General features: G+C 36.7%; 16 protein-coding genes. 10 read left to right on the forward strand and 6 right to left on the reverse strand.

Annotation, left to right across the window (positions count from 1 at the left end; genetic code table 11):
• The first annotated feature begins 112 nt into the window (after positions 1-112).
• From HNQ94_RS07770 to HNQ94_RS07805, 8 genes are all read left to right on the forward strand, one after another.
• Positions 113-445 carry an HIT domain-containing protein gene (locus HNQ94_RS07770; RefSeq protein ID WP_174495747.1) on the forward strand — a complete coding sequence of 111 codons (333 nt, stop codon included), beginning with the start codon at positions 113-115 and terminating at the stop codon, positions 443-445.
• Between the two features lie 174 nt (positions 446-619).
• Positions 620-1099, forward strand: a complete 480-nt coding sequence (locus tag HNQ94_RS07775; RefSeq protein WP_174495746.1) for a DsrE/DsrF/DrsH-like family protein — start codon at positions 620-622, stop codon at positions 1097-1099.
• Between the two features lie 63 nt (positions 1100-1162).
• Positions 1163-1738: a sulfurtransferase TusA family protein gene (locus HNQ94_RS07780; protein ID WP_174495745.1), complete on the forward strand. Its 576-nt coding sequence runs from the start codon at positions 1163-1165 to the stop codon at positions 1736-1738.
• 39 nt (positions 1739-1777) lie between these two features.
• Complete coding sequence (locus tag HNQ94_RS07785) at positions 1778-2905, forward strand: MBL fold metallo-hydrolase (RefSeq protein ID WP_174495744.1); 1128 nt, start codon at positions 1778-1780, stop codon at positions 2903-2905.
• Positions 2906-2965: 60 nt separating this feature from the next.
• Entirely contained in the window at positions 2966-3193 is a 228-nt protein-coding gene (locus tag HNQ94_RS07790) for a sulfurtransferase TusA family protein (RefSeq protein ID WP_174495743.1), read from the forward strand.
• 47 nt (positions 3194-3240) lie between these two features.
• Positions 3241-4017 (forward strand): sulfite exporter TauE/SafE family protein, encoded by a 777-nt coding sequence (locus HNQ94_RS07795; RefSeq protein WP_174495742.1) that lies wholly within the window; start codon positions 3241-3243, stop codon positions 4015-4017.
• A gap of 591 nt (positions 4018-4608) precedes the next feature.
• Positions 4609-4869 carry a metal-sensitive transcriptional regulator gene (locus tag HNQ94_RS07800; RefSeq protein ID WP_174495741.1) on the forward strand — a complete coding sequence of 87 codons (261 nt, stop codon included), beginning with the start codon at positions 4609-4611 and terminating at the stop codon, positions 4867-4869.
• Positions 4870-5010: 141 nt separating this feature from the next.
• Positions 5011-5310, forward strand: a complete 300-nt coding sequence (locus HNQ94_RS07805; protein ID WP_174495740.1) for a rhodanese-like domain-containing protein — start codon at positions 5011-5013, stop codon at positions 5308-5310.
• Positions 5311-5330: 20 nt separating this feature from the next.
• Here the strand turns inward: HNQ94_RS07805 and HNQ94_RS07810 are convergent, their stop codons facing one another.
• The gene (locus HNQ94_RS07810; protein WP_174495739.1) at positions 5331-5852 is read right to left on the reverse strand and encodes a ferritin-like domain-containing protein; all 522 of its coding nucleotides are present in this window, start codon (positions 5850-5852) and stop codon (positions 5331-5333) included.
• A gap of 187 nt (positions 5853-6039) precedes the next feature.
• Here HNQ94_RS07810 and HNQ94_RS07815 point away from each other — a divergent pair, with 187 nt between their 5' ends.
• Positions 6040-6423 (forward strand): DUF302 domain-containing protein, encoded by a 384-nt coding sequence (locus HNQ94_RS07815; RefSeq protein ID WP_174495738.1) that lies wholly within the window; start codon positions 6040-6042, stop codon positions 6421-6423.
• 52 nt (positions 6424-6475) lie between these two features.
• Here the strand turns inward: HNQ94_RS07815 and HNQ94_RS07820 are convergent, their stop codons facing one another.
• Positions 6476-7105 (reverse strand): TetR/AcrR family transcriptional regulator, encoded by a 630-nt coding sequence (locus tag HNQ94_RS07820; protein WP_221452519.1) that lies wholly within the window; start codon positions 7103-7105, stop codon positions 6476-6478.
• Between the two features lie 147 nt (positions 7106-7252).
• Between HNQ94_RS07820 and HNQ94_RS07825 the strand changes: the two genes are divergently transcribed.
• Complete coding sequence (locus HNQ94_RS07825) at positions 7253-9469, forward strand: MMPL family transporter (protein ID WP_174495737.1); 2217 nt, start codon at positions 7253-7255, stop codon at positions 9467-9469.
• A 166-nt stretch (positions 9470-9635) separates the two neighbouring features.
• On the opposite strand, the gene HNQ94_RS07830 is transcribed toward HNQ94_RS07825, so the two are convergent.
• The 4 genes from HNQ94_RS07830 to HNQ94_RS07840 are packed head-to-tail and all read right to left on the reverse strand — an operon-like array spanning position 9636 to position 12362.
• The gene (locus HNQ94_RS07830; protein ID WP_174495736.1) at positions 9636-9830 is read right to left on the reverse strand and encodes a hypothetical protein; all 195 of its coding nucleotides are present in this window, start codon (positions 9828-9830) and stop codon (positions 9636-9638) included.
• Between the two features lie 54 nt (positions 9831-9884).
• A complete protein-coding gene (gene cydS / locus HNQ94_RS19815; protein WP_376697738.1) occupies positions 9885-9995 on the reverse strand; it encodes a cytochrome bd oxidase small subunit CydS family protein in 111 nt (36 codons plus the stop codon).
• 16 nt (positions 9996-10011) lie between these two features.
• Complete coding sequence (locus tag HNQ94_RS07835) at positions 10012-11028, reverse strand: cytochrome d ubiquinol oxidase subunit II (protein WP_174495735.1); 1017 nt, start codon at positions 11026-11028, stop codon at positions 10012-10014.
• Positions 11025-12362, reverse strand: coding sequence for a cytochrome ubiquinol oxidase subunit I (locus tag HNQ94_RS07840; RefSeq protein ID WP_174495734.1), 1338 nt, complete (start codon positions 12360-12362; stop codon positions 11025-11027). The genes HNQ94_RS07835 and HNQ94_RS07840 overlap by 4 nt, the downstream gene beginning before the upstream one ends.
• Positions 12363-12615: the final 253 nt, after the last annotated feature.

Raw genomic sequence — 12615 nt, forward strand, 5'->3', positions numbered from 1 at the left:
TGCCGAAGCGGTCGTATGCACTCATCAAAATGCAAAGCTATAGTTATGTCGTAGTTTAAGGAAATAAAGCAATAATATTTTAGAAAATTGACAAAAAGAAAGAGGAGAAAACATGACAGAAGATTTTTATTGTGAAGAGGTATTAAGCGGGAAAACAGAAGTGGAAAAAGTACTGGAAACAGAAAATGTGTTAGCTTATTATCATACCAAACCTTTTTACCCTGTTCATATCGTAGCCATACCTAAACGACATATCCCATCTTTGCTATCATTAGAAGAAACTGATAACGAGTTATTGGTAGAGTTGTTTTCCGTCATCAAACAGGTTGCTGCACAAGTGACAGAAGAGCATGGTGCTTGTAGGGTGTTAACGAATTTAGGAAACTATCAAGATTCCAAACACTTACATTTCCATATCGCATCAGGTAAGCCTCTTAATAAGTAAGATTAATTGTAACCCCCATTTGCTAAGGAATGGGGGTTTTACTATTAACTATTTTTTATTGTTGACAAAATACCTATAGGGGTATATTATAAGTTTTGTCAGTTGGGAAACAAACAAAAAAATTTGCAATTAAAAATACCTGCATGGGTATTTTGGTGAAAGGATGGAGCAGAAATGACGGAAAATAAAAAAACAACCATAGTTTTATTCAGTGGTGATTACGATAAAGCAATGGCGGCTTATATAATTGCAAACGGTGCAGCTGCTTATGACCATGAGGTCACAATTTTTCATACATTTTGGGGCTTAAATGCATTAAGAAAAGATGAGGACATTAAGGTGCAAAAAGGATTTATGGAAAAGATGTTTGGAAAAATGATGCCTAAAGGTGCAGATAAAATGGGATTGTCTAAAATGAACTTTGCTGGAATGGGTCCTAAAATGATTAAAAGTGTAATGAAAAAGCATAATGCTTTGTCGTTACCAAGCTTAATTGATATGGCTCAAGAACAAGACGTAAAACTTGTAGCATGTACGATGACAATGGACTTATTGGGTCTTCAAAAAGAAGAACTATTAGATAGTATTGACTATGCCGGGGTAGCAGCATATTTAGGCGATGCAGAAGAAGGTAATGTAAACTTATTTATTTAATGAACAGTAGGAATATTTTTTTATTAAATATAATACCCATGGGGGTAAATGGAGGTATTAGGAATGGAAGCATTAAAAACAAATATCAAGATAGATGCAAAAGGATTAGCATGCCCAATGCCTATTGTGAAAACAAAAAAAGCAATGAATAACTTAGAGGCAGGTCAAGTGATTGAAGTGCTTGCGACAGATAAAGGGTCAAAGGCCGATATTCAAGCTTGGTCAAAAAGTGCAGGTCACCAGTACCTAGGCACATTAGAAGATGGAGATGTTTTAAAACACTATGTAAGAAAATCATCAAACGATGAAGCCATTGAGAAAAATCATCCCCATGTTACAAGTAATGAAGAGTTAGCTAACAAACTTGGAACAGGGGAAGACATCATTGTACTTGATGTTAGAGAATCCGCTGAATATGGTTTTAACCATATTCCACAAGCAATTTCTATTCCATTAGGTGAATTAGAAGAAAACATTCGTGAACTAAATAAAGAAAAAGTGATTTATGTTATATGTCGAACTGGAAGTAGGAGTGATCTTGCAGCACAAAAGCTAACAGCACATGGATTCACAAATGTAATAAACGTAATACCTGGTATGAGCCAATGGGAAGGACGAACAGTAAGTATTAAGGGATAAATTTTTTTATTATTTAAAATACCGTAGGGGGTAAAAATAATGACAACTCGGGCTGTCACTTCAAAGGAATTGACCAGAAAAATTTTTAACAAAGAGGATTTGTTTATTTTAGATGTTCGTAATGAAAATGATTTTAATGACTGGAAAATTGAAGGGGAAAAAATTAACTACTTCAATATTCCATATTTTGAGTTGTTAGATGGTGTTGAAGGGATTTTAGATAAACTTCCTTTAAACCAAGAGATTTTAGTCGTATGTGCAAAAGAAGGTTCCTCCGTAATGATAGCAGAAATGCTTTCTGAAGCAGGTTTGACAGCTTCCTTTCTACAAGGTGGAATGAAAGCATGGAGCGAGCATTTAGAGCCTGTAAAAATTGGGGATTTAAAGGGCGGGGGAGAAATTTATCAATTCGTCCGTATTGGTAAAGGTTGTCTATCTTATATGGTAATTTCCAATGGAGAAGCTGCGATTATCGACGCAACTAGGATGGCAGATACGTATCTAGACTTTGCTAAAAACAGGGATGCAACGGTTACCCATGTATTTGATACGCATCTTCATGCAGACCACATTTCTGGAGGAAGAAAAATTGCAGACGAATCTAATGCAACTTACTGGTTACCACCGAAAGATGCAACGGAAGTTACCTTTGAATATGCAGCTTTAGAAGGGGGCAACGTTATCACAATCGGTAACACGGCTATCGACATTTATGCCTTGTATTCACCTGGACATACCATAGGATCTACTTCTTTTGTTATTGATGAACAGTTCTTACTTTCTGGAGATATTTTGTTTATCGATTCTATTGGAAGACCAGACTTAGCTGGTTTAGCAGAAGATTGGGTAGGAGACTTAAGAGAAAGTCTTTATTCCCGTTATAAAGAATTGTCAGAAGAGCTAATCGTTCTTCCAGCTCACTTTATGATGATGGAAGAACTAAATGACGATGGTAGTGTATCAGAAAAATTAGGTGAACTATTTGCTCAAAATCATGGTTTAAATATCGAGGATGAAGAAGAATTCAGAAAAATGGTCACAGAAAATCTTCCACCACAACCAAATGCATATCAAGAAATTCGAGAAACAAACATGGGTAAAGTCAGCCCAGATGCTGAAAGACAAAGAGAAATGGAAATTGGGCCAAACCGTTGCGCGGTTAGATAAAATAGGGTCTTTTGGAGTCACAAACGGTTTTTCCAATAAAAATAAGAAGGAGGAATTTTTATGCAATCAAAAAAAATATTAGATGCAAAAGGATTAGCATGTCCAATGCCAATCGTAAAAACTAGAAAGGCAATTCAAGAACTTCGTGTAGGGGAAATTCTTGAAGTTCATGCCACAGATAAAGGGTCCAAAAACGATTTGGCGGCTTGGTCAAAATCTGGTGGGCATGAATTGGTACAAGATACAGAGGAAGATGGGATACTAAAGTTTTGGATTAAAAAGGGGTAAGGAAAAGGGAGCCAATGTTGGTTCCCTTTCTTTTAGGGGGTATATGGATGACAGTTGAATTCGTAATCGTGATTTTTCTTATTGGCTTTATAGGTTCCTTTATTTCAGGCATGTTGGGAATAGGTGGTTCCATCATAAAATTCCCGATGCTATTATTTATTCCACCACTGTTTGGACTAGCTGCTTTTACTGCACACGAAGTCTCGGGAATAAGTGCTATACAAGTGTTTTTTGCAACAATTGGAGGTGTTTGGGCATACAGAAAAGGTGGGTATTTAAATAAGCAGCTTATTAGTTATATGGGAATTAGTATTTTAATTGGGAGTTTTATCGGTGGTTATGGATCTAAATTACTCTCAGAAGGTGGAATTAATCTAACATATGGAATCTTAGCGTTAATTGCTACAGTTATGATGTTCATTCCAAAGAAAGGGATAGACGATATTTCCTTTGATCAAGTGAAATTTAATAAATGGTTAGCTGCCTCTCTTGCTCTGATTGTTGGTACTGGTGCAGGAATCGTTGGGGCTGCTGGTGCTTTTCTTCTTGTTCCGATTATGCTAGTCGTATTAAAAATACCAACGAGAATGACCATTGCATCTTCTTTAGCCATCACGTTTATATCCTCCATTGGTGCATCAGTAGGAAAGATTACGACAGGTCAAATTGATTATTTTCCGGCTTTTATTATGATTGTGGCGAGTGTAATAGCATCTCCACTAGGTGCTATAGTTGGTAAGAAAGTAAATACAAAGTTCCTGCAGCTCTTTTTAGCTTTATTAATTACTGCTACTGCAGTTAAGATTTGGATGGACATACTTTAATTTTTTAAAGACCCTATTAATGAATTTGTGCAAGTCGCTTGATTATTCAAACGGGTTTTAGATAAAATGATGTTTTCTGAGAACAACGATATTCCAAGGAGTTGAAACAATATGCTTAAAATTACAGAAGCTGCGATTTCCAAAATTAAAGAGGACGTACAGCAATTACCAGAGGAAAACCGCAAGCCTTTTATTCGTTTATCGATGGGTATTGGCTGAGGAGGCCCACAACTTAGGCTGACTCTGGAGGAGTCACCATTAGAGAGCGATGAAAAAACGGAACAAGAGGGAATCACATTTTTAGTGAGCATTAAGGATAAAGTGTACTTTGATCATGTTAAGCTTGACTTTGTAAAGAGCTTAATTGGTGAAGGGGAATATAAAATTCTTCGTGTGTAAGTAATTAGTAGAGGAGAGGTATATCCGCCTCTCTTCTTTTTTATAGCTCTTTATACTATTGGAAAATTAAGTTTCGATTAGGTATCATATAATAAAGTAGAAGATGGGCTTACAATGAAAAATAGCAATAATTATCCCTTTATAAAAGAGGTAAAATAGTTTTATATAAAGTATAGGGAAGGAGCTAGGAAAATGGATTACGACGCACAAGTTAAGAATAGAGTGAAGCGTATAGAAGGGCAAATTAGAGGAGTACTAAGAATGATGGAAGAAGAGAAAGAATGCCGTGATGTGGTTACGCAACTTTCTGCAATTAGAAGTGCTCTAGATCGAACTGCAGCCTTGATTGTAAGTTCGAATTTGGAAAAATGTATTAGGGAAAGTAATGAAAATGGAGAGAGTTCAGAAGAATTAATTAAAGAAGCAGTTAATTTACTAGTTAAAAGTCGTTAGATGGAAGGGTAAAGGGTGACTATTAGTGTGAGTGCCCTTTTTTTATAGGTGTTAAAATACCCATACGTGTATATGTATAAATATTTTATAATGTGTGATTTATAGGGGAAAATACGAAAATCAATGGTGGAGGTATATGAAATGAAGGAAATTACAGTAAAAGAGTTAGCAGAAAAATTAATATCAGGTGAGAAGCTAAGCATTATTGATGTAAGAGAAGATGAAGAAGTAGTAGAAGGTAAAATTCCAGGTGCTCGTCATATTCGACTAGGTGATCTGGAAGAAAAACTAGGAGAAATAGAACAAGGTCATCACCATTATATTGTCTGTCGATCAGGAAATAGAAGTGGAAAAGCGTGTACCTTTTTAGAGCAGCATGGCTATGATGTTACCAATATGGTTGGCGGTATGCTGGAATGGCAAGATGAGGTGGGAAAATAATCACACCGCCAATTGGATAGCTACTTAAGTGTGTTATAAAGTACACCAAACTGAGTACTATGTTCTAGTTCATCTACCATTGCAAAAAAGAAAGTATCTTTTACTAATCTATCGTTACTTGATAATTGAACATCACGGTAAAATTCGGCAGCTTCTAATTCATCTTTTAATGCTCTTAGTATTCCTTCTTTGTAGGTAGCAAATTGTACTGGCTGAATTTGGTATTGAGCTTGTTGACCAGTTAGGTGCGTATATAGTTGAGAAAATGCTTGAAGGTGTTCTAGTTCGTCTTTATAAGCATGCTCGACAAACTCTTTGTGTAAAGTATCTGGTACTTGTTTTACCAGTCGTGCATAAAAATCAGCTGCTGTTGCTTCATCCACAATTGATTGATAAACATTATCTAGTAATGTCTTCATCGAAGCATCACCATAAATGGGTAAATAGGGGATATTAAATGATTGAGTTCCATGACTAGCTCTTAGGAAGATGGGTTGCTGGTACCCCACTGGATTGTCCCAAGGATAAAAATGATTATACATAGGCTACTCCTCCTTTTCTCTTCAGAAGTAGCCTATGCTAATAATTGGAATCTGGTGATGTTTTAGTTTGGTTCTAGGAAAAGAATGAAATAAAGCAATTTTGGAATACATGGTTCTTCTGGTGGAAACAATTTTCAATTAGTTATATTGTCAAGAAAATTATTGAAGTGAATAGGAGGATAACTATATGTTTCATTACACGGTGGAAACAAACAAAAGTGTGGAAGATGCTCTTCAATTACTAGAGGAAAGCTTAAAAGAGGAAAAGTTTGGGGTGCTTTGGCAATTTGATATAAGGGCTAAGCTTCAAGAAAAAGGATTAGAATTTAATCAGCCTTATCTCGTGTTAGAGGTATGTAATCCTCATGAGGCACAAAGAGTTTTATCCCAAAATCAAATGGTTGGCTATTTCCTACCTTGTAAAATAGTCATCTATGAAGATAACGGTAAGACGAAAATTGGAATGCCAAAGCCAACTGCTCTTATTCAAATGGTAAACGATGAGACAATCAAGGAATTAGCCGGAGATATTGAAAAGAGGTTAATTGCTTGTATAGATAATATAATATAGTTAATCAAAAAAGAAGAACGAGAAAGGCATTAAACCTACTCGTTCTCTTATTTTAATTATTAGCTTGAAACAGACCATTCCAGAAAAAATGAATGATTTGTTCAGCTGTTTCTTCTACTGTAGGAAATATAGGTTCATTACTAGCACTTCTGTAATTACCTACCTTTACAAGCGAAATAAAGGAATGGGTTGCAAAAGTAGCATTTACCTTATCAATTTCACCTGCTTCTATTGCATCTATAAATGCTTGCTCAAGCACGTAAAGCATATTTTCTTCTGCCTTCTGAACTTGGCTCACTTGTTCAGTCGAAAGGGCATTTTTCGTTTCCCTCATAAACCCTTCCACATCTATCTCTACCGTTGCTCTTAATTGTGCTTTTGCTACTTCTAACAGACGGGTACGCAACGGAATTGATTGTTGAAGAATGGCTTGCATATGTCCACGAATCCTTAGCATCATTTGAACAATTGTTTCTGTAAAAAGCTCTGCTTTGCTTGAATAATAATAATAGACGGTTGCTTTTGTAACGTTACAACTTTCCGCAACATCGTCTATCGAAACTTCTTTGTAGCCATTTGCTAGAAATAGTTTCGTTGCAGCTTGGAGTATTATTTCGTTAGTCGGTTTTTTTTGTTCATCGGAACGAGGTCTACCTATAGACCGTTTCTTAATGGGTTTCAAGCTTGCTCTCTCCTTATTCGTTCTCTCTTAGTAGTATATCACACATAGGTTTGACATAGATTTCTATATGTGTTGTAAATTAACTAACCAGTATATATAATTAATTGATAAGTAGATGTTTAGTACATAAGTAGAGGAGAAATTAGAATGTTAGATAAATGGGGAGTGTTAGTTGCTAGTCAGAAAAGCAAATGGGTCACTTTAGTTATGTGGTTAATACTCGTTGCAATTCTTTCGTTCTTATGGCCACAGGTGAATAACGAGGAAACGAATTCTAATAATTTATTACCAGAGGATGCAAGCTCAGTAGAAGCAACGAGAATAGCGGAGGATGAGTTTCCGAACGATGCTGGGGTACCTTTATTGATTGTATGGCACAGAGATGGTGGCTTGACAGAAGATGATTTTGAAGCGGTACAAACTGTTTATGCAAAACTACAAGAGAACCCCGTACATAGTCAATCTTTGGTGCCAGGCTTTGGAAATATGCCAGTTGAAATGCTTAGAGAGTCTGCATCGAATGACGGGGAAGCTTTAACAACACCGGTATTTTTTGAGCAAGATGCTTCCACTGATGATTTACAGCAAGGTTTAGAGGCGTTAGAAAATAAGATAACAGATCAAGTTGACAATGATGTATTTACTGGAAACATCACAGATGATGGATTACACGTTCGGTTTACAGGACCTGTTGGGATCCAAACAGATGCAACTGCATTGTTTAGTCAAGCAGACTTGACGCTTTTAATTGCGACCGTTTTGTTAGTATTAATTCTCTTAGTTGTATTATATCGTTCACCAATATTGGCGCTTGTTCCCTTGGTTGGGGTAGGTTTTGCTTATGGATTGATTAGTCCCATTCTCGGCTTCTTGGCGAACAAAGGGTGGATTGTAGTTGATGCACAGGCTATCTCGATTATGACTGTTTTATTGTTTGGAGCAGGAACGGACTATTGTTTGTTTCTTGTTTCCCGATATCGGGATGAATTGCAGTTAGAGCAAAATAAATATAAAGCACTTCAATTAGCAATTGCTAATTCAGGTGGAGCAATAATGATGAGTGCTTTAACAACTGCATTAGGTTTATTGACTTTATCGTTAGCACAATATGCTTCTTACGATCGGTTTGCTGTTCCGTTTAGTTTGGCGATTGTGATTATGGGAATTGCTGTGTTAACTTTACTACCTGCCATACTTGCTTTACTCGGCAGAATAGCCTTTTTTCCATTCATTCCTCGAACGGAAAATATGAATGAGGATTTGGAAAAGAAAAAAGGAAAACCAGTACGTCGATCAAAAAATAGAAGTCGTTTTAGTAAGATTGCAGGACGTCTAGTGACTGAAAAACCGTGGAAAATTATCCTTATTTGTACATTGTTTTTAGGTGTTTTAGCAGCCTTTTTTACGAAAATTGAATACACGTATGGCGTGCTCGATTCTTTCCCGGAGGATATGCCATCCCGTGAAGGATTTACCATGATAGCAGAGCATTATCCGGAGGGAGAAATTGCACCTGTTCAGGTTATTGTCGATACGAATGGAGAAAATGTTGGTTTACATGAGGTGTTAACTGGATTATCCAATGTGGCGACTGTAAGTGAGCCACGTATCGGAGAGAGTAAAACAAATTTAATAGAATACACAGTTACCCTCGGGATTGATCCTTACTCTTCTGAGGCAGTTGAGAAAATTTCAGAGCTTAGAGGGATTGTTGTGGAAACGCTTCAAAAAGCAGGGATTGAAGATGGAGAAAATAAGGTTTGGATAGGTGGAGAAACAGCTACTTTGTATGATACCGAAAAAATAACTCAACGTGATCAAAACGTTATTATTCCGGTAGTCCTTGTGATTATGGCAGTATTACTTACCGTCTATTTACGCTCTATTATTGCGATGATTTATTTACTATCAACGGTAGTTGTATCTTTTCTTTCCGCTTTAGGATTAGGTTGGCTAATTATTCATCACGTCATGGGTGCAGCTGCCATGCAAGGTTTAATTCCTCTTTATGCATTTGTCTTCTTAGTTGCTTTAGGTGGAGACTATAACATTTTCATGATTTCGAGCATTTGGAAAAATCGAAGGCGAATGCCGATGAAAAAAGCCATTGCGGAAGGTGTTGAGGAAACGAGTAGTGTTATTACATCAGCCGGACTTATTTTAGCTGGAACATTCTCTGTATTAGCTGTCATGCCAATTCAAGTACTCGTCCAATTTGGAATTGTGACTGCAATTGGCATTTTACTGGATACCTTTATTGTAAGGCCTTTACTAGTACCGGCAATTACAACTGTACTTGGAAAATATGCTTTTTGGCCAGGGAAGTTATGGAAGAAGGAAGAGACGGATAAACAGGAAGGATAAGTATAATAGCACTTGTGGATGAATTTGGTTGATATATAGCTCATTTCGGATGATATATTTATAATTACGCTGATAATATTTGAATCCGGCTGATAAAATTAGCATTAGGTTCTAATCGTAGAATCTAAAAAGGCGTAGAACTAACTGTTCTGCGCCTTCTTTAAATTTATTCATCAAAAAATTCATTAAATAGACGATCATCTGTGTTTGTTTTGCTCGTGTAAGGATTTTCATCTTTGTTACTTTTTACGTCTAAATTTGTTTTGGCTGCCACTATGGGGCCTTCCGGGGCATTGCGAATAAATCTGTCGTCTAAGGAATCAAAATCTGGCATATCATTTTTTTGGTTTTTCTTTTCCATTACAAAACCTCCATTACGAGTTTTTGTTAGTTTTAGTCTGTTTTTTAAAAGTATTCATTTCATTTTTTTCGTAACAGACTCATCTCTAGCAGCTACCCCAAATGCAACATAGATAGATAAGATTAATACGATAAAAGGTGCCACAAAGATCAAAAAGTCATGCATAATGAAGAACCCCCATTTACTTTGTTCGACCTTGAACGTAATTTTGATTAAATAAAAATAATCGTAATAAAAGATATAGTGATGGCAATAGTAATGCTAAGCCTGCAATGAAAGCAGTAATAAGTGCTATAGCCATCGCCTCATTCGTAAAGCTGTCATAAAGTGTTAAGTGTGGATAAAGTAAATATGGATAATGCGAAAAGCCATACCCGTAAAAGGCAAGTGCAAACTGCCCAATTAACAAAATAACAGCAAGTCCGTATTTGATACGGTTCCAGATTAGCCATACAGTCCCTAAGAATAGTAAAAAGGATAAACCAAATATCCACCAGAGTTCCATCATCCGATTAAAATGAGCTTCGTTATGAAAGCTTAATTCGTATACAATTCCACCAGCAGAAATCATGAGGGGACCGGCCCATATTAACGCGTATTTCCGCATGGCTTTTGTTGCTTGCCAATCTTTTGCTTTTCTGGCATACCACGTTAAAAAAACAGCGGAAATATAAAGTACAGCAGCAACACTTAGTACAACGATACTCCAGGTTAAAGGACTCGTGAATAGTCCCCAGTAATCGAGTACTGGTTTTCCATCTACTAGGAAAACAAATCCACCTTCTGAAATGGTGAGTACGACTGACAAAGCAGCGGGGAGGAATAATCCAGCTAGTCCATACATAAATGAATAACCTCTATGGCCTTTTGTACCATATGTTTCAAAGGCATAATAAGAGCCTCGGATTGCGAGTAAGATAATCGCAATACTAACAGGGACTAATAACGTTGTCCCATAATAAAATGCTGTTTTCGGAAAAAAGCCTATAATACCAACAAAGAAAAAGACAAGAAATACGTTCGTCACTTCCCACACTGGTGATAAATAGCGTTGGATAATTTTATTTAGTATGTGTTCTTTTCCGGTGAATTGACTATAAGCGTTGAAAAATCCTGCACCGAAATCAATCGATGCAACTATGACATACCCAAATAGAAACGTCCACAGTACGGTAATGCCGATAATTTCTAAACTCATCTCCAACCACCTCTTTTACGATCTTGCAGTTCTTGCTCTACTGGATTGTTTCGGAACATGCGTGTAAGAATGACGATAGTACCGATAGCTAAAATAGTATATAGTCCAGAGAATAGTAAAAGCATTGTATCTACATGGTCACTGGAGGTTGCTGCATCTGCTGTCCGCATAATTCCTCGCAGTACCCATGGCTGTCGACCAACTTCTGTCATCCACCAACCAGCTTCAATTGCAATAATCGCAAGTGGTCCACCGAAAACGATGAGCCAATGAAAAGCTTTTGTTTTGACGAGTGACCATCCTCGTACTGTTCCAACCCAATAAATAAAGGATAAAAATAATAGCCACATACCAATTGTTACCATAATGTCAAATAAGTAATGGATGTAAAGTGGTGGTGTGTTTTCTTCTGAAATTTGATCTAATCCAATAACTTCTGCATTGGGATTTCCATGGGCCAATATGCTTAATGCATAAGGAATCTTTATGGCATTCTTTACTTCACCATCATCTAAATAGCCATACAAAAGAAGAGGTGCTTTTTCCTCGGTTTCAAAATGCCACTCAGCTGCAGCTAACTTTTCTGGCTGATACTTGGCTAAGTATTTCCCTGAAAAATCACCGATAATTGCTGTCGCTACTGCAAAAACGAATCCAAGTTTCATCGTTAAAAACAAAGCTTTTTTATGATAAATGTGATTAGATCCTTTAACTAATCGGTATGCTGCAATCGATGCTAGAACAAAAGCGGATGTCATAAAGGCTGTTACAACAACATGTGCAACTTTTGTTGGCATAGCCGGATTGAGCATCGCAGCAATGGGATCCACATTTATAAGCTCTCCATTTACAAGGTCAAATCCTTGTGGAGCATTCATGAACGCATTCACGATTGTAATAAAAACAGCAGAAAAAGAGGCACCGATTGCAACAGGAATTAATAACATTAAATGCTTACGTGGATTCAGAATTCGATCCCATGTGTACATATAAATACCTAGAAAAATCGCTTCAAAAAAGAAAGCGAACGTTTCCATGAATAAAGGAAGTGCTATTACATTTCCTGCTAGTTCCATAAAGTTTGGCCACAGTAAGGAAAGCTGTAGACCGATTGCTGTCCCGGTTACGACACCTACTGCAACAGTGATGACAAAGCCTCTTGTCCATCTTCTAGCTAACAATATGTAATGATCATCATTTTTTTTAATGCCAACCCACTGAGCAATCATAATCATGAGCGGAACCCCAACTCCAATTGTTGCATAAATGATATGAAAGGAGAGGGTTAACTCTGTTAAGAATCGGCTATACATAAGTGCATTATCATTTACCAAGATGAAGTTCCCCCTTTAACCGCCAAAAATTCTACCAATGATAGATATGAGCATAATAGCGGCCACAATAAAAGCAAGCCATACTAGTTTTTTCTCTTGTTTTTTATACATGTAAACAACCCCTAATTACTCTATATTTACCCTGGTGAAAATTTATTACACATGAAATTATGGGAGAATGCCTAGAAGAGAGAAACTGTATTTGGAGTTAAGAAATTAATAATTCGGTTGTTGATGCATATATATTCCAGGA

It is taken from the genome of Salirhabdus euzebyi, assembly GCF_014207435.1.
GTDB classification, from domain to species: Bacteria; Bacillota; Bacilli; order Bacillales; family Alkalibacillaceae; genus Salirhabdus; species Salirhabdus euzebyi.